Raw genomic sequence first — 25,343 nt, forward strand, 5'->3', positions numbered from 1 at the left:
AAAGGCCCCCAATTGGGAGCCTTTCTTTTTATAGAGATGTAAATTATTTGAAAGCGTTGTGCCCAGTAATATCCAAGCCAGTAATCAATAGGTGGATATCGTGCGTTCCTTCATAAGTGATCACACTTTCCAAGTTCATCATGTGGCGCATAATGCTGTATTCGCCAGTAATTCCCATTCCACCCAAAATCTGTCTTGCCTCACGGGCTATTTTAATGGCCATGTCCACGTTGTTTCGTTTAGCCATGGAGATTTGAGCAGAAGTAGCTCGGCCTTCATTTTTTAATTGCCCCAAACGAAAAGCCAACAATTGCGCCTTAGTAATTTCGGTAATCATCTCGGCTAATTTTTTCTGTTGCAATTGGAAAGCAGCAATGGGCTTACCAAATTGGATACGTTCCTTAGCGTATCGAAGCGCGGTATCGTAACAATCCATAGCGGCTCCAATGGCTCCCCAAGCAATTCCATAACGGGCAGAATCCAAACACCCTAGAGGAGCTCCCAATCCAGATTTGTTGGGCAATAGGTTTTCTTTGGGAACTTTTACGTCTTGAAAGATCAATTCTCCAGTAGCACTCGCACGCAGTGACCATTTATTATGTGTTTCTGGAGTGCTGAATCCTTCCATCCCGCGTTCCACTACCAATCCATGAATACGTCCTTCTTCATTTTTAGCCCAAACCACGGCAACGTCACAGAAAGGAGAGTTGGAAATCCATAGTTTTGCACCATTCAAAAGATAGTGGTCGCCCATATCCTTATAGTTTGTGACCATACCGGCAGGGTTACTTCCAAAATCTGGTTCGGTAAGTCCGAAGGACCCCATCCATTCACCTGTAGCTAACTTGGGAAGGTATTTGTTGCGTTGCTCTTCGGTTCCGTATTTCCAAATAGGGTACATCACCAAAGAAGATTGTACAGAAGCCGTAGATCTAACCCCACTGTCCCCTCTTTCAATCTCCTGCATGATCAATCCATAGGAAATCTGATCCAATCCTGCACCTCCATACTCTACCGGAATATAGGGGCCAAAAGCACCGATTTCGGCTAAGCCGGGAATGATGGATTTTGGAAATTCCGCTTTTTGGGCAGCATCTTCAATGATAGGGGAAACATCACGCTTTACCCAAGCACGGGCAGCATCACGAATTAACTTGTGTTCTTCGGTTAAAAGATCGTCCAGTAAGTAGTAATCTGGCGCTTCGAATAAGTCAGGCTTCATCTGATTAAATTTTTGGTCGTCAAATTTAGTTATTGCAGATGAATAACGCATTTATTTAAAGCGAAATATTTGAAGAAATTACAAATTATTGGTTCAGGAATTCGGCCAATAATCTATGAAAGTGGTGTACCCCTTTTTCACGTTTCGGAGAAAAGCGTCCCGCTTTGTAAAATGTAGAGTTCACCCCTTTCTGTACATTTTCTACTACAAACTCATCTTCACGCTCCACTTTTTCCAAGGCACTTCCAGCCCCCTTGTCCAGTTTTGATGGATCGTACACATAGGAAATAAATGAGACCTTGGTTCTATTTATATCGATGGGTTTTACCACATTGACAGAAAGGCCCCACGGGTAAAAATTGAACATCATATTGGGAAAAACCCAATAGTAATAAGCCGCAACGTTCTTTCCATAGTCGATATGCCCTTCAGGCAAGTCGAAAACTTCGGTGGCTTCGTTGGTATACCCTATCTGAAGGTTGCAATAATCGTATACTTCGGTGGTATAGCTTCCGTAATCCAATGCCTTGCTCAATCCCTCATGGACGAAGGGAATATGAAAACCTTCCAGATAGTTGTCGCAGTACAAGGCCCAATGCGCGTGTACTAGAAAATCCTTGCAAAGTACTTCGTTCAATTTAAACTCATGAAGCGGCAAGAAACCGACCCGTTCATTCATTTTTTCAATAACCGAAGTAAAGTCGATACGGGTATCCAGGCCTACAAAAAGGAAAGGCCCCCATTTTTCTAGTGGAAATCTATGAAGATTGTCGCAAGGTCTAGGGAAATCCTCAGCTTCCTCGAACTCTGGCATGCTTTCAAACGTTCCGTCAAGATCAAAGCGTCTGCCATGGTACATGCAGATGAGTCGCTTCGATTTTCCGGGGTGCAGGGCAACCAAATTCCCTCTATGGGTACAGACGTTTGTTAGGCAACTAATATGGTCGTCTTCATTTCTAGTGAGGAGGAGAGGCTCTGTTAGGTAATTTTCCAATAGCACAAACGGATATACCGATTGGGGTAATTGAACCAAGTCTTCATCCCCAATCCATTGCCAGGATTTCAAGAAAATCTTTTCCTTAATGGCATCAAAAACCTCCTGATCCCTATAGAAAGATGCTGGGAGTGTTTCGGCTTTGGTGATATCTGGATGAATGTGAAATGTACCTTTCATGTAGCTAATAAATGTATATTTAGCATTCCTTAAATGTAAGTAATTAAAAAATAAGACTCTTTCATAGGTAGCCTATGGGCAAGGAACCGCAAAAAATTGGACTCATCATTACGACTGCCCTAGTGGTCGGAAATATGATTGGTTCCGGGATATTTGTGTTGCCTGCTACGTTGGCCTCCTATGGTAGTATTAGTCTTGTGGGATGGATATTTACGGCAGCAGGTTCATTGGTTTTGGCCAAGGTGTTTAGCAATTTCAGTAAGCTAATTGTGAATAAAAGCGGTGGTCCTTATGCGTATGCGAGGGCTGGTTTTGGCGATTTCATAGGATTTTTAGTCGCTTGGGGCTATTGGGTTTCCATATGGATCACAAATGGAGCTATCGCGATAGCCATTGTGAGTGCCTTGAGTTTCTTTTTTCCCGTGCTAGAAACCACGCCCGTATACTCCATTAGTTTGGGATTGGCTTTTATTTGGTTCTTCACTTGGATCAATTCCTTGGGAATAAAGGAATCCGGGAAAATTCAAGTAGTCACAACCGTGTTAAAATTATTGCCCCTGTTTTTCGTAATAGTGGTAGGGATTTTCTTTTTCAATAGTGCCCATTTCCCATCTTTCAATGAATCTGGCGAAAGTACCTTTTCGGCACTTTCCGCCGTGGCTACTCTTACGCTGTTTGCCTTTTTAGGATTGGAAAGCGCAACCATTCCCGCTGCAAATGTTCATGAACCCCAGAAAACCATACCGAAGGCCACTATGTTGGGAACACTCATTGTAACCTTGGTGTATATCTCGGGAACCGTCGTGCTCTTTGGAATTTTACCTCTGGACACCTTAGCGAATTCCCCAGCACCCTTTGCCGAGGCTGCGAAACAAATAGGCGGGGAATATGCTGGTTATTTTGTAGCCGCAGGAGCCGGAATTGCTGCTATTGGGGCTTTGAACGGCTGGATTTTGATCATGGGGCAGATTCCCATGGCATCCTCAAAAGATCAATTATTCCCAAGAGTATTTAGAAAGGAAAACAAAAAAGGGGTTCCTATTGTGGGATTGATCATAGGAAGTGTTTTGTCTTCTTTGGTCATGTTAATGAATTATACCGAGGGCTTGGTACAGCAATTCGAATTCATGGTTTTGCTCACCACCTTGTGCTGCCTTGTCCCTTATTTATTTACGGCGGCATCCTATGCTTTGGTGAAAATTGAAAAAAAGTTTCAGGTGCATGAGAAACTATATGCGATAGTGCTATCTGCCTTAGCATTCGCGTATTCCATTTGGGCCATATACGGATCGGGAAGTGATACCGTTTTTTATGGTTTCCTATTGTTGTTAATGGGGGTTCCCCTATATGTCCTCATGAAATGGAACCAAAAAAATAATCCATGAAAGAAACACATCATTCAGAATACTTAAAACTTAATTCTGTGTTCATTAAACCCGCAGCGAATGCGTTTGTTTCTAATGAGCTATTAGAGAAGCAGTGGAACGAACTAAACTACTTGTCCCAGCCCGATTTCAATGAAGCTCTTGCCGAATACGAATCTTTTGAAGCTATACTTTCTAATAATGGAGTCGAAATGTTGCATTTTCCGAAGGATCATGCAGTGACTATCGATTCCATTTATTGTAGGGATGCGGCTATAGCTACAGACTACGGAATGATCATTTGCAATATGGGTAAATGGGACAGAAGAAATGAGCCGAACTCACAGAAACAGACCTATCTGGAAAAGAAGATCCCAATCCTCGGAGAAATCGAGGCACCTGGCACTTTAGAGGGCGGCGATGTGGCTTGGTTGGACAAGAGGACGCTGGCCGTGGGGCTTACCTATAGAACCAATAGTGCATGGATTTCACAGCTTAAGGGACTCCTAGAGCCTAAAGGGATTACTGTTTTGGTGGCTGAAATGCCCCACTATAAAGGCCCGGAGGATGTTTTTCATCTTATGTCCGTTTTAAGTCCGGTGGATAAGGATTTGGCGGTTGTTTATTCTCCCTTAATGCCTATTTCATTTAGAAATGAACTCCTTGAACGGGGAATACATCTAGTTGAGGTTCCAGACGATGAGTTTGAAGCCATGGGATGCAATGTATTAGCATTGGCTCCTAGAAAATGTGTTATGGTAGAAGGAAACCCTAAGACTACGCAAGCCTTGTTAGATGCGGGTTGCGAGGTAATGTTATACAAAGGAGAGCATATTAGTGTTAAGGGAGGCGGTGGTCCTACCTGTCTTACACGTCCTTTGTTGAGAAGCTTTTAACTACATTTTCAGATAAAAATCCTTGACCAATTCCACGTATTCAGGAGTATATTGGTGTCGCTCTATTTCTATGGTAAGATGTTCATGAACGATTTCCGAAGGCTGAAATGAAAACTCGATTAGGCTTCTTTTTTCTTCGGAAGTGGAGGTGCCTTTCACACGGCAAATTCGGTTGGGGTGTAAACCATGTTCTTTGGCTAGTGAAACAAAGGATGATTCCTCTTTTCTAGGAAGCACAACCGCGAAACGGCCCTTTTCGGATAGTAAATGAGCTGCGCAAACGATTAAATGCTGAAAAGGAAGGGCGTCTGCAAACCGTGCTGTGTTTCTGGAATCATCATTGCTTTTGTAGTCTTCCGAATAAAAAGGAGGGTTGGAAATAATAAGATCGTAACTGTCGTCCATTTCGCTTGCGAATTCCTGAACAGAGGCATGATAACAGAACAACCGATCCCCCCAAGGAGAATTTTCGAAGTTTTCCGAACACTGTTCGTAAGCATCGTCATCTATTTCGATGGCATCAATAACTTCTGCAACACTGCGCTGTGCCAATTGTAGCGCTATCACACCAGTTCCTGCACCTACATCAAGGATGCTATCGGGAGCGTGTTCCAGAGAAGCCCAAGCCCCCAATAGGACACCGTCGGTGCCAATCTTCATAGCACATCGGTCTTGGGCCACAGTAAATTCCTTGAATTGAAAGGGAACACTCATTATAGGTAGAGTTCTATAAGTCCTTCGGGTGCTTCCAATACCATCTTTTTGTTTGCTCGATCTACTTCTTTGATGATATCGTCGTTAATGGGAATAAGTACTTCTTTTCCCTTGTGGTCTATTTCCAACAAATGTTGTGAGGTAGCATCATTTACCCCGATAATTTCTCCCAACTCCCCGAAATTCACATCCGTAGCCGTAAATCCAATGATTTCATGGTAGTAAAACTTATTCCCGGTTAATTTGGGAAGCAAATTCAAAGGGAGAAACAGTTCTTTTCCCAATAAGGCTTCCGCGTTCGCTTCGGTTTCCACTTCTTCAAACTTTATACGCAGTAAGCTGCTTTTGTGTAGGGAAAGTTGTTCTATAAAAAATGGAATCAAATTTTTGTTGGTTTCAACAAAAACAGATTCCATTTTTAAAAACTGTTCGGGATCGTCGGTATCTAATTTTACCAATAACTCTCCCTTAAAACTGTATTTTTTTACGATTTTGCCAACGAAGAAACAATCCTTCTTTTGCATCGTAAAGGATTTACTCCTCCTCTTTAGCAGCCTCTTCAGTTGCTGCTGCAGGAGCTTCTTCGGTAGCAGCTTCCACTGCTTCTTCTGCCGGAGCCTCTTCTACTTCTGGCTCTGGGTTGTTAGCAGCGATACGAGCTTCGTTTACTGCTTTTTCAGCTTCTAAAGCTTCGGCTTTCGCTTTTGCCTTAGCATCCGCCAATTTTCCTTTTTTGGCATCTACCGCTTTTCCTTTCTCCTCTAACCAAGCATTGAATTTCTCTTCCGCTTGCTCTTCGGTCAAAGCACCCTTTCTCACACCTTCTGCCAAGTGCTTCTTAAGCATAGCTCCTTTGTATGAAAGGATAGCTCTTGCGGTATCTGTAGGCTGAGCTCCATTCTGAAGCCATTGTACGGCACCGTCTATGTTAAGGTTGATTTGGGCTGGGTTTACATTGGGATTGTAAGTACCTAATTTCTCTAGGAATTTACCATCTCTTTTTGCGCGACTGTCTGCCGCTACGATCCAGTAAAAAGGCTTTCCTTTCTTACCGTGTCTTTGTAATCTGATCTTTACAGGCATAATAATTAATTTTTGAGGTACACGACCTCGGTTTTAATTTGAGTGCGCAAAGATACCATTATTTTACTTTAAAATTAGGTAGATCGAACTTTTATTTTATATTTGTTACAACCTATTTATGCAAAAATACCATGAGAAGACTAATTCTACTAGTAGTATTAGTAGCAACTGCGTTTATGGCAGGATGTGAAACTACCGAAGACAACAGCCCCGCTCTTCAAGGTCAGATGGAAGATTTTTTCTACAAAGCCGCTGATGTACGGGCTCAAAAGAACGTGGATGGTACCTATACCATTCAGGGTGTTACCCAAGATGAGAAATTGACACTTCATTTACGAAGTGGACAATTATTGACGTATCCGCTAGGAGAAGGTTCTCCAAGTTATGCAACATATGAAGATCCCTTCGGAAATGTATATACAACATCTCCCTACGGTTCTGGTGAAATTACACTAACAGATCGCTGTATTTCCTGCGGTTGGCTTACCGGTAAATTCACTTTTACGGCCATTCAAGAAGGGATAGATACTATTACTGTGGATAAAGGTGTATTCTTCAAGGTCTCCTTCTTGGAAGGAGGATTACCTGGAGGGGATATTGATCCACAAGCTTCCGATGGAACCATGAGCGCAAGGGTAGGAGCGTTAGATTATGACGCCAATACCGTTATTGCTACGTTGGAAAATGACATCATTAAGATAGAAGGTTTTCAAGGAGGACAGATTATTAAAGTGATCATTCCGTTCGACGGAGTATCTGGAAACTATAATCTTCCTACCGAAGGATTCTCCGCTTCTCTTACCACAGATGGTACGGAAGACCCGGCGGTATCTGGACTTATATCCATTAATTTTAACAACACTACTACCCGACAGGCCCGAGTGTTTTTCTCTTTCGTTACAGCAGGCGGAGTGGAAGTCACTATGGGGAATACAAGGGTAAACTATTAAACACTTATAGCAAATTGAAGAAACCGGGCATTTGCCCGGTTTTTTTTGTTTATAACTGAAGGGGTTTTGTGTACAACTTTCAGAATCCCATAAGGGCTTTATTTCTTACTTTTACCTATTCACGAAAGTCCTTATGTATTTAATTTTCGATACCGAAACTACGGGGTTACCCAAAAACTACAATGCCCCTGTAACCGACACCGATAACTGGCCTAGATGTATCCAAATTGCATGGCAATTGCATGACGATATGGGAAGGGTAGTTTCGCATGAGGATTATTTAATACAGCCCGACGGATTCGACATTCCTTATGATAGTGAGCGAATCCATGGAATTTCTACCGATTTGGCTCGAGAAAGAGGAGTTCCGTTAAGAGAGGCTTCCGAACGTTTTATAGAAGCCTTGTCCCAAGCAACATATATTGTAGGGCAGAATGTAGGGTTCGACGTGAATATCATGGGTTGTGAATTTTACCGATTGGGAATGGATAACCCTATGCCCAATATGCCCGTATTGGACACCTGTACGGAGACCACGGCACAACTTTGTCAGATTCCGGGAGGACGAGGAGGAAAATTTAAACTTCCCACCCTTACAGAACTGCACCAATTTCTGTTCGATGTACCATTTTCTGAAGCACACAATGCAACGGCAGACGTAGAAGCTACGACCCGTTGTTTCTTGGAATTGGTAAGAAGGCGCATTTTTACGGAAGAGGAGTTGGATGTTGCTCCCGATTATTTTGAGACATTCTCCAAGGAGAATCCACAGCCCATAGCGTTCATCGGGCTAAAACATATCAACTTAAAAGCGGCTTCCGATGAAATTCGAAAGTCACTGGAGTCACAAACCCAAACCACCGAAATCTCTTCCGAAGAGATAGAGGAGAACATTGCAACGCTCCAGGACCTGCCGTTCGCACATTTACACAATCATTCGCAGTTCTCCATACTACAATCGACTTCGGCAACCAAAGATTTGGTAAATGCAGCCATTGCCGATGGGATGCCCGCTGTCGCCTTAACCGATACGGGAAATATGATGGGGGCGTTTCATTTTACCAAAGCTGTAAACGATTATAATAAGTCCTTAGAAGAAGGCGAAGAGCACAAAGCCATTAAGGCCATAGTGGGATGTGAGTTTTTCGTCTGCGAAAAGCACGATGACAAAACCGTAAAGGACAACGGGTATCAGATTGTGATGTTGGCCAAGAACAAGAGAGGTTATCACAATTTGGCCAAAATGGCGTCCATTGCCTACACCCAAGGGTTTTATTATGTCCCTAGGATCGATAAAGAGGTCATAGAACAGTACAAGGAGGACATCATAGTACTCACTGGAAGTCTGTATGGGGAAGTGCCTTCAAAGGTTCTGAACATTGGTGAAAAACAAGCCGAAGAAGCCCTTTTGTGGTGGAAAGAGACTTTCGGGGAGGACCTGTACATAGAAATCATGCGGCACAATCAGGAGGACGAACAACGCGTGAACGGAACCCTGATAGAGTTTTCGAAAAAACATGATATAAAACTCGTAGCCTGTAACAATACCTATTATATATCCAAGGAAGATGCAAATGCCCACGATATTTTGTTGTGTGTAAAGGATGGTGAGAAACAAGCTACACCTATTGGAAGGGGGCGCGGTTATCGTTACGGATTGCCCAATCAGGAATACTATTTTAAGAGTCAGGAAGAGGTAAAGAAGTTATTCCAAGACCTTCCTGAAGCGATAGCGAACATTTCAGAAATTATAGATAAAGTAGAGCCATTTTCCTTGGCAAGGGAGGTTTTACTTCCAGCATTCGATATTCCCGAAGAGTTTCAGGATCCTATGGACAAAGAGGATGGCGGCAAACGTGGTGAGAATGCTTATTTGCGCCATATTACTTATGAAGGAGCCAAGCGTCGATATGAGGAGCTTACCGATGAAATTAAGGAGCGTTTGGACTTTGAGTTAGACGTAATTGCCAATACAGGATATCCGGGATACTTCCTCATTACTGAAGACTTTATTAGGGAAGCCAGAAATATGGGTGTTTCCGTAGGACCCGGAAGGGGTTCTGCTGCGGGAAGCGCCGTGGCCTATTGTTTGGGGATTACGAATATAGACCCGATCGAGTACGACCTCCTTTTTGAGCGTTTCCTGAATCCAGATCGTGTGAGCATGCCCGATATCGATATCGATTTTGATGATGAAGGTCGTGGTAAAGTTATGGACTATGTAATTAATAAGTATGGGGAAAACCAAGTAGCCCAGATTATTACTTACGGTACCATGGCGGCCAAATCCTCCATTCGGGATACGGCTCGGGTACTGGATCTTCCTTTGAATGATGCCGATCGTATTGCGAAGCTCATTCCGAATATGACCAAATTGAACAAGATCTTCGCCATGGACGAAAAAACCTTGCGGAGTAAGTTCAGGAGTGATGAATTGCCTAAGGTGAATGAGTTGCTCAATCTATCTGAAGGAAGCGATTTAGAAGCGGACACAATTAATCAGGCAAAGATTCTGGAAGGATCCGTTCGCAATACAGGAATCCATGCCTGTGGGGTGATCATTACGCCCGATGATATCACCAATTTTGTACCTGTAGCTACAGCCAAAGATTCTAATCTGTACGTAACCCAGTTCGATAACTCGGTTGTGGAAAGTGCTGGACTACTGAAGATGGATTTCTTAGGGTTGAAGACCCTGACCCTTATCAAGGATACGGTGAAGATTGTTTGGCATAAACATGGAGTGGAATTAGATCCCGATAATTTCCCGTTGGATGATGAGAAAACCTATGAATTGTTCCAACGTGGGGAGACGGTAGGGATATTCCAGTACGAATCCCCTGGAATGCAGAAGCACATGAAGGACCTAAAGCCGACGGTCTTTGCGGATCTCATCGCCATGAATGCCTTGTACCGCCCGGGTCCTATGGAATACATTCCAAGTTTTATTCGTAGAAAGCACGGCGTGGAGGAGATTTCTTATGATTTGCCGGCCATGGAGGAATATTTGAAGGAGACCTACGGAATTACAGTATATCAGGAGCAGGTGATGTTGCTGTCGCAAAAACTGGCAAACTTTACCAAGGGTGAAGCCGATGTCTTGCGTAAGGCCATGGGGAAAAAACAGAAGGCTGTACTGGATAAGATGAAGCCTAAATTCATTGAGCAGGCCGAAAAGAACGGCCATCCTGCCGAGGTGTTGGAAAAGATTTGGAAAGACTGGGAAGCCTTTGCGAGTTACGCCTTTAACAAGTCGCACTCTACCTGTTATGCTTGGATTGCCTATCAGACGGCCTATTTAAAGGCACATTATCCTGCCGAATATATGGCGGCGGTGCTATCTAACAATATGAACGATATTAAGCAGGTTACTTTCTTTATGGAAGAGTGTAAGCGCATGGGATTGGATGTATTGGGGCCGGACGTAAATGAATCTTTCTATAAGTTTACCGTGAATGATGAAGGTGCCGTCCGATTTGGTATGGGCGCTATTAAAGGAGTGGGTGGAAATGCCGTGGCTACTATTGTAGAACATCGTAAGGATGGCAAGTACAAGTCCATTTTCGATTTGTCCAAACGCATCGATCTTAGGGCTGCGAATAAAAAAGCATTTGAAAACCTCGTATTGGCAGGTGGTTTTGACAGTTTTGGAACACATAGGGCGCAGTATATGCACGATGAAGGGGATGGAGTATTGTTTTTTGAAAAGGTCTTGCGCTATGCGGCAAAATATCAAGAAACCCAGAATTCGAGCCAAGTGAGCTTGTTTGGAGATGCCAGTGAGGTGCAAATTCCCGAACCCCAAGTGCCTCCATGCGAAGAATGGGGCACTATGAAGAAATTGAAGCAGGAGAAGGAAGTAGTCGGAATCTATATTTCGGGGCATCCTTTGGATGACTTTAAGACGGAAGTAGAGAATTTCTGCAACGTAAAGGTGTCCGATTTCCATGAAATGGAGCGTTTCGTGAACCGTGAAGTATGTTTCGGTGGAATTGTTTCTGAAGTACAGCACCGGGAAAGCAAGCAGGGAAAAGGTTGGGCTATTTTCACGGTGGAAGATTATGACGATAGTTACGAGTTCAAGATTTTTGGGGAGGAATACCTAAAATGGCGCCATTTCTTGGTGCCCAATTCATTTATCTATGCCCGCGTATTTGTAAAGGAAGGTTGGGTAAATCGAGATACTGGCAAGAAAGGTGATCCTCGTATGCAGTACAATAATTTTACGATGCTGCATGATGTAATGGAGCAACAGGCTAGAAAGTTGACCATACAAATGCAAATCGATGAATTGGCCGAAAAGCGAATTGCTTTGTTGAAAGACTTATTCCGAACCCACAAGGGCGACAAGCAGCTTCATTTTACCATGTATGATATGAAGGAAAAAGTGAAGTTGAACATGCCCAGCCGAAAGACCAAAGTGGCCATTAGCAAGGAGTTGCTGGACGAATTGAAGGAACAAGAAGTGTCTTACAAGCTGAATTAGCGATCCTTTAGACGGTATACGAATTTAAGTCCGCTCCAATCTTCGTTTACAGCACATACTTTTGTGTCCACTAATCCGGCAGCAAGCAAATGATCTCTAACACTTTCCCGATTTATTTCTGATGGAATTTTAGAACTTCCTTTGGGCCAGCTCATCCATAGCATTCCGGTTTTCTTAAGTAGCGGAATAATAGTGTTGGCGGCTTCTTCCAATTCGTTAAAGGTGGTACAAAAGGCATGGGCAAAATCCAAGGATTCTGGTATGGGCTGTTTTGGAAAGGTGATATCTTCCGGTAAATCATCAAACAAGGAGGCGTAGGGAAGCGGCTCGTTGTGTACGTAAAGGGAGAATCCCGGTTTTATGCCCAGTTTTTTTGCCAATGGAGTTCCAGAGTAGCCTGCTGTTGCCATATAGATTGATGTTTGCTTTAAAGGTAGCGAATTTCTCCGGGGAGGGATGGGAGCGGCATCCCCTGTAGTAGAGTTCCTCACTACAGGGATACAGCGGACAGCCCGGCCCTGTCTGTCGGAGCCTTAGCGAAGGCAGGAAGGGACCCGCCAAACTATAGATAAAAACAATCTGCCAATTAGTCAAAGCTATGCTTCCGTTGTAAGTTTTGGAATAAAATTTGACTACTTTTGCGTAACCTTTAAATATATTAAGACAATGGCTTTAGAAATAACGGATGCAACATTTGAAGAAACTGTGTTAAAGAGTGACAAACCAGTGATGGTAGACTTTTGGGCTGCTTGGTGTGGACCTTGTCGCATGGTAGGACCTGTAATCGACGAGTTGAGCAACGAGTACGAAGGAAAAGCAGTGGTAGGAAAGGTAGATGTAGATGCAAATCAGGAGTTTGCTGCTAAGTTTGGTGTGCGTAACATCCCAACTGTATTGGTTTTCAATAACGGTGAGTTGGTAGGCCGTCAGGTAGGAGTAGCTCCTAAGAATGTGTATGCCGAAGCTTTGGATTCACTTTTAAACTAGAAAAAGAAAAATAGTTTGAATAAAGGCTCTCTTTTGGGAGCCTTTTCTTATTTTAGTAGGCAGTCAGGTCGAGCGCAGTCGAGACCTTTTTGCTAGAATCTTAGACCTCTCGACTGCGCTCGAGGGGACAGTAAATTTTACTATGGAAAAAGTATATAAAGTACAGGATCAAATAGACAATGTCCTTTTAAAGGATCGAAAAATATTTTTATGGGGAATGGTAGACGACGATAGTGCCAAGCATGTGGTAGATCGTTTGTTGTACTTGGATTCCCTAAGTAATGAAGAAATCAAGTTATACATTAATAGCCCAGGGGGATATGTGACCTCCGGATTTTCCATGTACGATACCATTAAGGCGGTAAAAAGTCCCGTTTCGACCATTTGTACTGGATTGGCGGCTTCTATGGGAAGTTTGCTGCTTTCGGCTGGGGAGAAGGGACGTAGGTTCATTCAGCCGCATGCCCGGGTAATGATCCATCAGCCCAGCGGCGGAGCCCGAGGACCGGCTAGTGATATTGAAATCACCGCTCAAGAAATCATTAAGACCAAAGAATTGAGTGCACAGATCTTGGCAGATAACTGTGGCCAGACTTTTGATAAGGTAATGAAGGATTTTAACCGTGACCACTGGATGGGTGCTGAGGAAAGCGTAGAGTACGGTATTGTGGATGGAGTTTTGGAGTGAAAGGTGAGGAGTGAAAGGTGAAAAGTGAGAGGTGATTAGAGGATTTTAGGATATGGATCATAAGGAAATGGAGGTGTGGAAGAAAAGTATGTTGCTGGCAGAAGTGGTGTATGATCTGACTAAAAACTTCCCTGATAATGAAAGATTTGGATTGACAAGTCAAATAAGACGCGCAGTGGTATCCGTTCCTTCCAATATTGCCGAAGGAGCCGCTAGAATGAGTGATAAGGAATTTATACGGTTTCTAAGTATTGCTATGGGCTCTTTGTCTGAAGTTGAAACTCAATACCATTTGGCATTAAGATTTGGTTTCGTTGAAAGAAATAAAAGGATAGAAAAATTGATTGACTCATCTAGAGGATTGATAATAGGAACGCGAAATTATTTATTGAAAAAGGCGGTATAAATCGTCACCCATCACCCATCACGTATCACATATCACGTATCACAGAAAAAATGAATATAGAAAAAGAAATAAACGAAATCACTGGGTTTAAGAACCTGGAACTACTGGCTACACAAGTGGTAGAAGGGTTTATTTCTGGTTTGCATAAAAGTCCGTTTCACGGATTTTCGGCCGAGTTTGCCGAGCACAAAATCTACAACAACGGGGAAAGTACTAAGCATATCGATTGGAAGCTCTACGCCAAAACCGATAAGCTGTATACCAAACGGTACGAAGAAGAGACCAATTTGCGCTGTCATCTTATTTTAGACAACAGTAGCTCCATGCACTATCCGAAATTGAAGGAGTTTCATATCGATTCCCTCAATAAAATTGGATTTTCGGCTTTGGCCATTGCTGCCATCATGAATTTGCTGAAGAGGCAACGGGATGCGGTAGGAATGAGTATTTATAGTAATGCTTACGATTACTATGCCCAGGAAAAAGGAAGTGAACGCCACCATCATATGCTTTTGGCCCAATTGAATCAGGCCATAGCCAATAGAAGGAAGGAAATAACAACAAAAACCTACACCCACCTGCATTTAATTGCTGAAAAGCTGAAGCGCCGATCCTTGGTGTTTTTGTTTACCGATATGTTTCAGACCGAAACGGAAGAAGAGCAATTGTTTGAGGCGCTACAGCATTTAAAGTACAACAAGCACGAAGTGGTTTTGTTCCATACCTATGATGGACAAAAAGAATTGTATTTCGATTTTTCGAATCGGCCCAAGCGTTTTGTCGATGTGGAGACAGGCGAGCATGTCAATTTATATGCGGATACCATTAAGGAGAATTACCAAAAGGCTGTAGAGGACTATTTCGGGGAATTGGAGCTGAAATGTGGGCAGTACCGAATTAAATATGTGAAGGCCGATATTAATGAAGGATTCAATAAAATTTTGACCACCTATTTGGTCGAAAGGCAGAAGTTTGGATAGGGGCGCATTTTTTTCTGAAAATTGTTTGTGAAATAAAAAAGACGTGATATATTTGCATCCGCCTTTGCAATCAAGGTCACACCTTAAAAAGCAAAGTGGTAACAATTTCTTTTACGCCTAGCTGTTGCTAGGGTCTTTGCAAAAAGATAAGAAAATTGGTCTGGTAGTTCAGTTGGTTAGAATACCTGCCTGTCACGCAGGGGGTCGCGAGTTCGAGTCTCGTCCAGACCGCAACAGATTCTGAATCTGGTTCAGAATTACGAAGTTGTGTTGAGATGCAGAAATGCATCGAGTGGTTTAGAAATAAACCAATGAAGAGCTTATCCGTTTGGATGGGCTTTTTTTGTTTCTGGGTGTCACATCCATCGAAGCCCTAGCGAAGATGAAGGCTTTTTTTGTATCACCCTTCATAGCTTCAGCGAAGAAGGGTTCCTGCCTTTTGAAATACCTTACCCAACCCTACATATTTTCAATAGCCTGGGTGGGGCGAAGGCGTCTGGGGCCAATCTTTAAGGTAAGCTCATATTGCTCCTTGGCCTCTTCCATCCTTCCTTGAGCTACAAGCCAGTCGGCATATAGTTCGCGAACCGGTTTTTGAATTTTCGGAGGGCCATAACTGAAGCTCATTCCTTCGAAGAGTTCGATAGACTTTAATAAATGGGCTTCTGTCTGTTCTGTATTGCCATTCAACCAGGCCGCCAAGCCCAATAATTGCTCTATTCTTACTTCAGATTGGGTAATATCCATTTGGTTGGCATCGGCCCTAGAAATGTTAGAACACAGTTTGCTGCTTCCTGCTTTTATAACAAATTTTTCTCGGTCAATGTTATTCCGAGCTACAAGAATTAAGCTGTCCAACGCATTTGAATTCGCATCCTTAAAAGCTTTCATTCCTTCTAGAAAATGGTATTGCGACCTAACAGAAACATTGAGGTCTGCCGTTTCAACTGGAATGTCTGCGATTGTAGAATCCCAATCATCCGTTTCCACAAGATAGGTGCCTTTTAAAAATACCATGTGGGCACGGGAACGTGCAGAAGGCGATTCGCTCATGAATTGTTGCATCTCCCAAACCATTTCGGCCGCTTTTTCCTTATTTCCTTGCTGAAGATGGCCATATTCCAACCAATGAAAGGCGTGGTATCCACGTGCATTGTTGTCGAGACCCTTGCGTTTCATTCTGCTCAGACTCGCATTATAGGAGGCTATGTTGGAAGATACAACTTCGTCCCACATCCCCATGGCAACGTAAATATGTGAAGGCATGTGTAAGGCATGACTGGCATCTGGTGCAACCACTGCATATGCATTCGCAGCGTCCAAGGCCATGTAAGCATGCTTTGGGTCGTCATAGGAATGGATGAGGTAGTGTAAAGCCCCAGGGTGATTCGGATTCTCAGCAATAATCCCTTGGGCGATCACAGCTCCCTTTTCATAAATTTCTTCATTACGTCCTTCAGAAACTGAACCGAGTAGTGAAAGGGCGTAAAATGCAGCCACTTCATGATTATCCGGATATTTTTGATGTAGAGACTCCATATACGCCGAGTAATTGTCGTCCCGATCCAACTTTTCTGTTTTTTTGGTATATAATATTTTCAGGGCCTCAATTAGATCCTTTTCAAGCTGGGTGCAGTTCGCTTTATAGTCCAGCTTTTCAAGTTTTTCCATAATGGGCAAGGCCTTATCGTAATCCTGCTCACTCCAAAGGCTATGATTATGGGTCATGGCTTCACCCCAATAGGCCATAGCCATTTCCGGATCTGCCAACTGGGCCTCTTTAAAAACCTCTCTGGCATCCTCATATTCAAATGAATGCAAAAGCAATAAGCCTTTTTCAAAATGGGCGGCGGCCTGGGGTTTTCCTGTAACCTCAAGTGAAACAACACCTAAAAAGGATGGGGAAGGACCATTTTTCTTACAGGACCCTGCGAGAAAAAGAACGATTAAGAGAAGATATATGTTTTTCATTTATGAAGAGCCTTTTGATCGGTTTTACTTGATTTTCGCTACTATGAAAATACGGAAAATTAGGGAGTTAGATGGATTTGCCGTATGCTGGTCAAATGATGGAAAGATAAATGAAGAGCTTATCCGTTGGTATACCCGCCCGCCGAAGCTTCAGCGAAGGAGGAGGCTTTTTTGTTTGTACTAATTTTCAGAAACTAACCCCGTTCCTGTCTCCAAACCGTATTGCCAAGCACTTTCTCCTTTACCTCTTTCCTGAAATTGCGCCCTATGGGGATTTTATGAGAGCCAATTGTGAGTTCGTGCGATTCCATGCGATCAATTTTGGAAATGGAAACGATATAGGATTTATGTGTCCTTATGAAACCATGATTTTCTAAGTTTCCTTCAGCTTGTTTTAAGGGGAGCAGAGAAACGATTTTACCTTGAGTAGTGAAAAAAGTAACATAATTCTGAAGGGCCTGTACGAATAGAATATCGTTGAAATAGATCTTTTCATATCGGTTGTCGCACTTTACAAAGAAGAAATCCTGTTCGATAGAAGCTTCGGGATGTATTGGAGAGGTAATAGGGGAAGGAATATGAAGTTTATAGGCCTTGGTAACTGCCTTTAAAAAGCGATTGAAGGTAATTGGCTTCAAGAGATAATCTACCACATCCAATTCAAAACCTTCCAAAGCATAACTGGGATAGGCCGTAGTAAGAATCACCTTAGGAAGATTGGGTGTAATTTTCAAAAACTCTATACCGCTAATAATGGGCATTTGGATGTCCATAAAGATAAGATCCACTTCTGTATCGGAAAGCAATTTGTTTAACTCCAATGCATTGGCGCCTTGCCCGGCTAAGGAAAGGAAATCCACTTCCTTAATGTAGTTTGCCAAACCTTCTCTGGCCAAAGGTTCATCGTCTATAATTACACAGCGTATCATATGGCTTTCGGAATTGGGATGGACTGAGTATCGGCTTCCAATGTCATACGCAGTGACACTTTATAGGTGTTGAGTGAATCCGAGATGTTTAGCTCATGTGCGTTGGGATAGATCAATTCTAATCTGCGTTGTACATTTTTAAGTCCTAAGCCGCCGTAATCGACAACTTCGACGATCGAAGGTCCAGTAGGAGGCTTGCTATTGATGATTTCAAAACTTAACTGGTCGCCTTCTAGATGAAGTTTTAAATGCACCCAACTGGGATGCTCTTTGGTGGGATGGAAATGTTTAAAGGCGTTTTCAATAAAGGGCATCAATACGAAAGGAGCAATGGTCCATTGGGTGTCGTATGTCTTTGGGAATTCGGTTTTAATCTCCACATGATCATCGTAACGAAGTCGCTCTAATGTTAAAAAACTCTGGATGAATTGAAGCTCTTTGGAAAGTGGAATCTGGGGTTCATTACATTCATATAGCTGATAACGGAGTAACTCCGAAAATCGGGAAAGCGATTCGCTGGCCAACTTAGAGTTCTTATCGATGAGTACAAAAATGGAATTGATGGTATTAAACAGAAAATGGGGGTTAAACTGTGATTTCAGGAATTTTAATTCGGATTCCAGTTTTTCGCGTTCCAATTCCTGTCTTCGTCTATTCGAATCGAGCCAGTTCTTTGCCAATTTTATGCTTATCCCAAAGGTCATGGAAGAAACCGAAGAGGGGAAAGCATCTTTTTTAAATACCGTTGTGACTGAATCCACATGATATTTGAAAGCCCCGCCATAATCCATTCCAGCCAATGCTGTTGCCATATAAATACCAAGCATGATAACAAATGCCATGAAAACCACAGTAATCAAAGTCAATAATAGAAATGACAGTATTTTTCCTTTCTCTAGAAACTTGGGAATGAGATAATACAGGCAAAAGTAGACGCCAGCGGCTTGAACCAGTACGAATAGAAGAAACTTGGTCAAGTAAATGGGTGTTCCCAAGGATTCGAAAGCCGTTATGCTACTATTCATATAAAAAGACCACCAGAGATAGTGGTACACCGACCAGAAAACCAGATGGTGCAACTTATACCTAAAAAACCAGTGTGTTTCAAGATTTTGCATTTCTTTTTAGGGGTAAATCCTATAGACAAACCTATAGTAAAAGACAGAATTTTAACAGATTATCGTATCAACGGTACAAGATAATTGATCAACGACATTCTTTACGCGATAACCGTTTTTTTTAAGAATACTTTGTCATAAACTCATCTTAAAGTACGGAAATACTTGCGATGATCAAGAATATCAAGGAGCTGGTCAATGTCCTTTTTTAATGTAGTGAAGTAGGACAATATTTGTCATGTCCAACAAATAATCTAACATTAAAAATAGTATCAATCATGAAAACGCTCTTATTTAGTTTGGCATTCCTAACAGCCACCGTGGCTGGTTTTGCCCAGAACACTCCCGGAAATGAAGTCACCTCGGTGATGAACTTAGACTATATGAATGCCGTACAACAAAAATCGGAATCAACCAGTATTGGTGAACTCCAGCAACAAGTGGCATCTTGGGATGTTCGTAAACAGAAAGAATTCGACAGAAGACAAGATTTATTTACGGTTGTTTTTAAATCGGAAAATGGAAATATTGAGGCCACTTTCGACAAAAATGGCGAAATATATTCCACTTCAGAAACCTATACGAATATGGTATTGCCGAAAAAGATTCATCGAAAAGTAATGGAACAGTTTCCAGGATGGGAAGTGGTGAAAAGCAAACAAATCCTTACATACAAACGCTCACAAGAACCAGAGGTTTGTTATTCCTTGAAGTTGACGCAGGGTTCCAAAAGAAAAACGATTCGTTTGAACGAAAAGTCCGAAAAAATATAAAGGGGGATAACCTCGAACTTTTAAAAAACTCCATACCCGTCATCCTTGGAAGGCGGGTTTTTATATTATAACTAATGAAGGCCTAATTAAGCCAAAATACTTTCGTGTCCAGAATCCTTTACAAACAGGCACGAGCTATTGGTTTTTTGGGTCATCTCTTTCACAAACTCGAAACGTAGATCGGCATTCATGCCGAAGATGTTTAGGTCGGCTCGAGGTGCTTGGGTGACAATGGTCCTGAAATTACCCACATGGACTTCCTTTAAGGTATCGGGAAGACGCGCAAGATCGGTGAGTTTATTCAGAAAGTTGGTGGCGTTTTTAAGTTCTGCTTCATCATCAATCACCATAATCAATCGAATTTTGGCATTCCAATTTTTCTTCAGTTTATAGGCAATAAGGGTAGAAAGGTCCAAGTTACCAATATCCCAACCCAAACTCCAATTGTCCTTCCTATCACTAAGCCAAACATTGATGGTATTGCGTTGCCCCAATAAGGCGGTTGGATGCGACTGATACACCAAACAACCAACCTCCAATCGAATGCATTCTCGAATTACAGGACGTAATTCCGTTTCGTAATCATCATGTTGTTGGAGGTTTAAAAAGACAATATTGGGTCTGAAGAAAGCACCTAATAACGCCTGATTCCCATAATTAACACCCTTGGCAAATTCGGTGGTGTTTATGATGGTCCAGCTAGAGAATACATCCTTATCCCGAAAGGCTTGAGCCAAGTTTTCCAGTTCTGAAGGCATGGTGCTGTCATTGGAATCCGGTTCTATCCCCAATAGTTTTATCGAGCCTTTGGGATGCGAAATACTGTGCAAAAAATCGAAGTTACCCCGAGCTCCCGTAAGATCACGTACTGGAACCATGAGATTGGGTTTCCAGGCACGTTGCTGCATTTTTTTCATTCCCCAAGTGTGTTTGGCGGCCCATTCTGCAAAGGAGACAAAGAGTCCGGATCGAACGTCCTCGAAAGGCGTTTCCAAATTCTGTCGGGATAAATACCAGTATACCGCCAGAACAATACCGATGGTTATCAAACTTATGGTAGGATTGATAATGAACATGGCCAATACCGATGAGATCAATCCCAACCACGGAATCCATCGCCTTACTTTAAAAATGGGCCTGTAGCTTATTAATCCCAATTTCTGTTCTATGATGACTACGATATTGATCATGGCGTAGGTCACCAAGAAGAAAAGCGTAACCAGGGGAGCTACGGCATTCAGGTTTCTAAGAAGCATGGTGGCGAAAATCAGGATTCCTGTGACAATCATGGCGTTTCTGGGTTGTCCGTTGGCGCTCTTTCCAGCCAGAAATTGGGATTTTGGTAACACCTGATGCTCACCCATGGCAAATAGGATTCGTGATGATCCAACAAGGGAAGCCAATGCCGATGAAAATGTGGCGCCTAGAATTCCGGCGATGATCAATGGGCCGAAGTAGGCATTGTCGATGATGATATTATAATTTGAAACCAATTCCTGTTCTGTAGCAGATCGCGCCAGCCAAAAGGCCAACAACATATAGATAACGAAGCTAACTCCGATTGCCCAAAGCGTCCCTACCGGAATACTTTTGCGAGGATCTTTAAGTTCGCCGGACATGTTCGCACCTGCCATAATTCCGGTTGCAGCCGGGAAAAAGACGGCAAAGACCAACCAGAAATTGCTACCTTCAAAGTCGTTTTCTGGCGAACCTTCAAAACTACCCCAACTTAGGGCTTCTTTGGTTGGAATGACCATGGATCCATCGTAAGCCGCCAAGACCACGGATACCAAGGAGGCTATGATAATGACCATGATGATGTACTGAATCTTAATAGCCAAGTTGGCACTTATGTAGGCAATGGTTAATAGTCCTGCAAATACACAAATATCGATCAAAAACGGGTTGTGATCTGGGAATATACCCAACCAACCTTCCCGAAAACCGAAGATATACATGGTTACGGCTAATCCTTGAGAAATATATCTGGGGATGCCCAAGCTTCCACCTACTTCTAGACCGAGGGACTGCGAAATAATAGCGTACGCACCACCGGCTCCAATTCGGATATTGGTAGTAATGGCCGACATGGATAGAGCCGTACAAAGCGTGATTAAAAAGGAAATGATGATGACAAGCCAAGCACCCAATAAACCGGCATTACCCACAACCCATCCCATCCGGAGGTACATGATTACCCCTAAAATGGTAAGCAAGGTAGGTGTAAAAACACCCCCAAAGGTTCCGAATTTTTTGGCTTTCGATAGATCCTGCTCCATGGCTACTACAATATTAGCGTTTTTGAGGGATTATTTTGAACAACTATAATTAATAGCGCCATGTGCTATTTGACAAATGATGAATCTAAATACCGATCAGAGGTTATCTCATACGTCCAAATCTCAAGGGATTGAGAGCTTTGCATAAAAGGACGGTTAATCAAAATAATTGCGTGGGTGCTTGTTTAATTGTCAGGTGATTATATGTCGTTTGTCAACTTTGTCTAAATATTTGATCGTTATGATTTTAATTGGTAAAGTTTGTTAAATTTTATCTCTTCCTGTATATTTTGAGTTAAATAAACTATATTTGATTGATTTAAAAAGATATTTTTAAATCAATCAAATATTTAAGATTTGAATCAGTTTTTTAAAGAGAATGAAGATTTAAGTTTTTTCGATGATCATTTTAGGTGGTTGGTGCGCGCATTTCCGGTACTTGTTTGTGGGCTTCGGCAGGATGCATTGTATGGGAGGACTTTGGATTTAGGAAAGCTAGGAAAGAATGATCGGTTGGCCTTACTTATTATTTTAAGAGCATTTCATTTAGGGCAGGAACAAGATTGTAATGATGAGTTGCGGGATGATGCGAATAGTAGGCTCGATCGGGCTGGAATTAAAGTAGGGCATATTGAGATTGCTTACGGCTATTACATCAAAAATGGTTTGTCTGCATTAAGAGATAAGCTGATGCTCATCGAGAAAGGTGCAGGCCAAAATATATCGATTTTTGGAATAAGGAATGGGAAAAAGAACCCTACCCTTACTAGGAGGTTGGGTGATTTATTGAAATTTTCAATTTTAATTCCGTATGACCTGAAATATCTGCGAGACCCTTTGAACAATGAGCTTTATGCAGGTATTCGAACCCAAAGTAATAGTCCTGGTGGGGAGAAGATCTATTTTGTGAACAGGTCTGGGACTTCAAGAGACATAAGGTATTATATAACTCCGGTGGCAAGATTGCTGATTGAATATGCTTTTGAGCCAGAAGTTTTATCGAGGAAATTTATAAAGGGGATGGTGTTGGCTCAGCTGAATTTAGAAACACGTAGAAGCAATAAAGAGAATAAAATCTCCGTATTCCGCCCATACTATTTTTTTGATATGGACGAAATGGCTCAGCCAAGCTTTAGTGTTAATGAGAAGTTAGAATTCACACGTGTGTCTCATAGATTTCTGGAAGTCTTTGCCCCGAATAGTGATAGAGTTTTTATTAGAGGGTATAAGCTAATGGATTTTTTAAAAGAGCAGAAATTTGAGATTTATGATGCTTTTGGCAATGAGACTCACGGCTCGCTTGAGAAGGGATTAGAGAGTATACTAGATTCTCAGTCTTCGTTTGCCGATTCTCGAACTAAAAAAGGGGTGAATTATCTTAATATTAAAAAAGTTGATCGAAATAATAATGAATCTTATTTTGTTTTGTTTATAACGTTTCAGACTAGACATGTTGGTCTTCAGGGAACAATTGTTGATGCGACTTCTAAAGTTGATTTGAGTAGGGAGTCTAATATTATGGCAACTAGAGCTTTTGAAGACTTTGTTCACGATTTCAAACAGCCTCTTTCAAACATTATACATTGTGTTATGAATTGTGAGCTGATATTTGAGTCTAGTTCGTTTCCAGAAGATTCGTATAGTTTGCTAAAACAGGAATTTCTCGAGCTGTCGAGTGAGATTAGTTCACTTGAAAGAAGATCGAATATAACCATGATGAACCTGAGAAGTCATCTTCACAATTATTATACAAGCAGTAGAACTATTTCAGAGTCTATTTTTGCAGGGGTAAGTGCTGTAAGGTCTTCTGTTGGCGAGTTAGATGTAAATGTAGAATTGAATGATGAAGTCAAGGAGGTTACCATTCAAGAACTAGACCTCACTTCTATCACAATAAATATTCTTAGAAATTCATTTAGTCATAATCGATCTGAAAAAGAGAATCTCAAAATTCGCATTATTGGAGAAATGGTAGATTCAAAATCCAACATTGTGAAAATTAGCTTTGAAGATAATGGTGCTGGATTCGAAGCTGATATTATAGATAAAATTAGCGCTAATGACTTTCCATCTAAATTACAATTAATCAAGCAAGTACTCGAAAGGAGGGGTGGTGTTTTCGATGTTTCAAATAAGAGTGCTTTTTTGGGAGGAGCTTCTGTTGAGTTGAAATTCAAAATTTAATTTTATGAAAGAACTTAAGATTTTGATTGTCGAGAATATAGATTATAAACAGAATCTGTGGATTAAAACTTTCCAAATAATATCCAAGATACATAAATTGAAAATAGGAGCCATCCACACTGCTAAAAATGGGGTAGAGGTCGAAAATTATATAGAGAGCAATGTCTATGATTTGGCGATTTTAGATATACAATTAGACATGCCTTTAGAAAAAGATGGTATTTATCTTGCTCATTTATTGAGGAATAAAGAAAAAAGCCAGCTTATATATTTGACCACGGCTTATCGTAAAGGACAGTACGAAGAACAAGTTCAGAATTTGTTAAAAAGTGGAATAATCAATGGGTTTATTCATAAAGCAGATGGAGGAGTTCCGACTTTGAAGAAAGAGATTGAGGATATAAAAAACTTATTAATGGAATAGATTTACCAAGAATATTCTTATGGAAGGCAATCAACAAGATCAAGAACAAAAACTTAAAAATGATATCATGGAGTTTCACGATTTCATTGAGAAGGAATATGGAAAATTAAAAAGCTCTCTTGATATAGACAAAAATTATCCCTATTATCTTGATGCGAATAAGAAATTTGTATCGACTACACAGGAATACTTAGGCGCATATAAGAGTAAGGATTTGCAATTGATATATATAACCGGGCTTAGAAAAATTAGGAAACTTTCTAAGGACAATGGAGATTTAGAATCGGGGAAGTACTTGTGGGTCTCCGAAAACGATGCACGAAAAAAAACCTACTTAATTGGGAAGAGCAAGAGTTATACAAAGTGGTTGTTATTCAAATTTTGGAGGGCAATTAGTGTTTATGGCACAAGCTTTTCAAGAATTTTATACATAAGCTTCATAACAATTATTCTTAGTTCTATTTTAGTAATGATTGCAGACTATGGTTTTGGGAATACGGAATTTGTCGGTTTTTCTGAGGAGTCTTTTAGATACGTATTTAGAACAATTTATTCTTCTTTTTCCGCTTTTGTTGGTGTTGGCGTAATTGAAATAGCGAACAATAATCCTTTGGTCTATCTGATTTTGATGCTTGAGACTATAATAGGGTATTCAGTTTTTGCAGCTTTCCTGTCTTTGATTTCAGTTCAAATATTTTATACAGATTAAATCACT

General features: G+C 41.6%; 22 protein-coding genes and 1 tRNA gene. 13 read left to right on the plus strand and 10 right to left on the minus strand.

The window, feature by feature from the left end:
* Nucleotides 1–43: 43 nt before the first annotated feature.
* Both POV27_RS02015 and POV27_RS02020 read right to left on the minus strand, forming a co-directional pair.
* A complete protein-coding gene (locus POV27_RS02015; protein ID WP_272861062.1) occupies nt 44–1,222 on the minus strand; it encodes an acyl-CoA dehydrogenase family protein in 1,179 nt (392 codons plus the stop codon).
* 85 nt (nt 1,223–1,307) lie between these two features.
* The gene (locus POV27_RS02020) at nt 1,308–2,396 is read right to left on the minus strand and encodes an aromatic ring-hydroxylating oxygenase subunit alpha (RefSeq protein ID WP_272861063.1); all 1,089 of its coding nucleotides are present in this window, start codon (nt 2,394–2,396) and stop codon (nt 1,308–1,310) included.
* Nucleotides 2,397–2,470: 74 nt separating this feature from the next.
* Here POV27_RS02020 and POV27_RS02025 point away from each other — a divergent pair, with 74 nt between their 5' ends.
* Together POV27_RS02025 and POV27_RS02030 are read left to right on the plus strand one after the other, a co-directional pair.
* Complete coding sequence (locus POV27_RS02025) at nt 2,471–3,781, plus strand: amino acid permease (protein ID WP_272861064.1); 1,311 nt, start codon at nt 2,471–2,473, stop codon at nt 3,779–3,781.
* Nucleotides 3,778–4,656: a dimethylarginine dimethylaminohydrolase family protein gene (locus POV27_RS02030; protein WP_272861065.1), complete on the plus strand. Its 879-nt coding sequence runs from the start codon at nt 3,778–3,780 to the stop codon at nt 4,654–4,656. Before POV27_RS02025 ends, POV27_RS02030 begins: the two co-directional genes overlap by 4 nt.
* Here the strand turns inward: POV27_RS02030 and POV27_RS02035 are convergent, their stop codons facing one another.
* Genes POV27_RS02035 through POV27_RS02045 form a run of 3 tightly spaced genes read right to left on the minus strand, consistent with a single transcriptional unit; the run spans nt 4,657 to nt 6,453 of the window.
* Entirely contained in the window at nt 4,657–5,370 is a 714-nt protein-coding gene (locus POV27_RS02035; RefSeq protein ID WP_272861066.1) for a tRNA1(Val) (adenine(37)-N6)-methyltransferase, read from the minus strand.
* Nucleotides 5,370–5,894, minus strand: coding sequence for a ribosome maturation factor RimM (rimM, locus tag POV27_RS02040; protein WP_272861067.1), 525 nt, complete (start codon nt 5,892–5,894; stop codon nt 5,370–5,372). The genes POV27_RS02035 and rimM overlap by 1 nt, the downstream gene beginning before the upstream one ends.
* A 10-nt stretch (nt 5,895–5,904) precedes the next feature.
* Nucleotides 5,905–6,453 carry a 30S ribosomal protein S16 gene (locus tag POV27_RS02045; RefSeq protein ID WP_272861068.1) on the minus strand — a complete coding sequence of 183 codons (549 nt, stop codon included), beginning with the start codon at nt 6,451–6,453 and terminating at the stop codon, nt 5,905–5,907.
* Nucleotides 6,454–6,584: 131 nt separating this feature from the next.
* Between POV27_RS02045 and POV27_RS02050 the strand changes: the two genes are divergently transcribed.
* Both POV27_RS02050 and dnaE read left to right on the plus strand, forming a co-directional pair.
* Nucleotides 6,585–7,403: a DUF6252 domain-containing protein gene (locus tag POV27_RS02050; protein ID WP_272861069.1), complete on the plus strand. Its 819-nt coding sequence runs from the start codon at nt 6,585–6,587 to the stop codon at nt 7,401–7,403.
* Between the two features lie 133 nt (nt 7,404–7,536).
* Nucleotides 7,537–11,889: a DNA polymerase III subunit alpha gene (gene dnaE / locus POV27_RS02055; RefSeq protein ID WP_272861070.1), complete on the plus strand. Its 4,353-nt coding sequence runs from the start codon at nt 7,537–7,539 to the stop codon at nt 11,887–11,889.
* On the opposite strand, the gene POV27_RS02060 is transcribed toward dnaE, so the two are convergent.
* The gene (locus POV27_RS02060) at nt 11,886–12,299 is read right to left on the minus strand and encodes a DUF3052 domain-containing protein (protein WP_272861071.1); all 414 of its coding nucleotides are present in this window, start codon (nt 12,297–12,299) and stop codon (nt 11,886–11,888) included. The two genes, dnaE and POV27_RS02060, sit on opposite strands and share 4 nt — an antisense overlap.
* Nucleotides 12,300–12,555: 256 nt before the next feature.
* Here POV27_RS02060 and trxA point away from each other — a divergent pair, with 256 nt between their 5' ends.
* From trxA to POV27_RS02085, 5 genes are all read left to right on the plus strand, one after another.
* The gene (gene trxA / locus POV27_RS02065; protein WP_272861072.1) at nt 12,556–12,876 is read left to right on the plus strand and encodes a thioredoxin; all 321 of its coding nucleotides are present in this window, start codon (nt 12,556–12,558) and stop codon (nt 12,874–12,876) included.
* A gap of 142 nt (nt 12,877–13,018) precedes the next feature.
* Entirely contained in the window at nt 13,019–13,564 is a 546-nt protein-coding gene (locus tag POV27_RS02070; RefSeq protein WP_272861073.1) for a ClpP family protease, read from the plus strand.
* 52 nt (nt 13,565–13,616) lie between these two features.
* On the plus strand, nt 13,617–13,970 hold the full coding sequence (locus POV27_RS02075; protein WP_272861074.1) for a four helix bundle protein: 354 nt from the start codon (nt 13,617–13,619) through the stop codon (nt 13,968–13,970).
* Between the two features lie 50 nt (nt 13,971–14,020).
* Nucleotides 14,021–14,950, plus strand: coding sequence for a DUF58 domain-containing protein (locus tag POV27_RS02080; protein WP_272861075.1), 930 nt, complete (start codon nt 14,021–14,023; stop codon nt 14,948–14,950).
* A 157-nt stretch (nt 14,951–15,107) separates the two neighbouring features.
* Nucleotides 15,108–15,181: transfer RNA gene (locus tag POV27_RS02085), tRNA-Asp, on the plus strand.
* A 228-nt stretch (nt 15,182–15,409) separates the two neighbouring features.
* Here the strand turns inward: POV27_RS02085 and POV27_RS02090 are convergent.
* The 3 genes from POV27_RS02090 to POV27_RS02100 form a co-directional block, all read right to left on the minus strand.
* Complete coding sequence (locus tag POV27_RS02090) at nt 15,410–16,921, minus strand: tetratricopeptide repeat protein (protein ID WP_272861076.1); 1,512 nt, start codon at nt 16,919–16,921, stop codon at nt 15,410–15,412.
* A gap of 194 nt (nt 16,922–17,115) precedes the next feature.
* Entirely contained in the window at nt 17,116–17,850 is a 735-nt protein-coding gene (locus tag POV27_RS02095; RefSeq protein ID WP_272861077.1) for a LytR/AlgR family response regulator transcription factor, read from the minus strand.
* Complete coding sequence (locus tag POV27_RS02100) at nt 17,847–18,968, minus strand: sensor histidine kinase (protein WP_272861078.1); 1,122 nt, start codon at nt 18,966–18,968, stop codon at nt 17,847–17,849. The genes POV27_RS02095 and POV27_RS02100 overlap by 4 nt, the downstream gene beginning before the upstream one ends.
* A 278-nt stretch (nt 18,969–19,246) precedes the next feature.
* Between POV27_RS02100 and POV27_RS02105 the strand changes: the two genes are divergently transcribed.
* Nucleotides 19,247–19,741, plus strand: coding sequence for a hypothetical protein (locus POV27_RS02105; protein WP_272861079.1), 495 nt, complete (start codon nt 19,247–19,249; stop codon nt 19,739–19,741).
* An 86-nt stretch (nt 19,742–19,827) separates the two neighbouring features.
* Here the strand turns inward: POV27_RS02105 and POV27_RS02110 are convergent, their stop codons facing one another.
* Nucleotides 19,828–22,020, minus strand: coding sequence for an amino acid permease (locus POV27_RS02110; RefSeq protein ID WP_272861080.1), 2,193 nt, complete (start codon nt 22,018–22,020; stop codon nt 19,828–19,830).
* Nucleotides 22,021–22,377: 357 nt separating this feature from the next.
* On the opposite strand from POV27_RS02110, the gene POV27_RS02115 reads away from it, so the two are divergent.
* From POV27_RS02115 to POV27_RS02125, 3 genes are read left to right on the plus strand one after another with little or no spacing between them, the layout of a single operon-like run.
* Nucleotides 22,378–24,204, plus strand: a complete 1,827-nt coding sequence (locus tag POV27_RS02115; protein WP_272861081.1) for an ATP-binding protein — start codon at nt 22,378–22,380, stop codon at nt 24,202–24,204.
* A gap of 4 nt (nt 24,205–24,208) precedes the next feature.
* Entirely contained in the window at nt 24,209–24,628 is a 420-nt protein-coding gene (locus POV27_RS02120) for a response regulator (protein WP_272861082.1), read from the plus strand.
* Between the two features lie 19 nt (nt 24,629–24,647).
* Nucleotides 24,648–25,337, plus strand: coding sequence for a hypothetical protein (locus POV27_RS02125; RefSeq protein WP_272861083.1), 690 nt, complete (start codon nt 24,648–24,650; stop codon nt 25,335–25,337).
* The last annotated feature ends 6 nt before the right edge of the window (nt 25,338–25,343 follow it).

This window comes from Aureisphaera galaxeae, assembly GCF_028561275.1.
GTDB lineage: Bacteria > Bacteroidota > Bacteroidia > Flavobacteriales > Flavobacteriaceae > Aureisphaera > Aureisphaera galaxeae.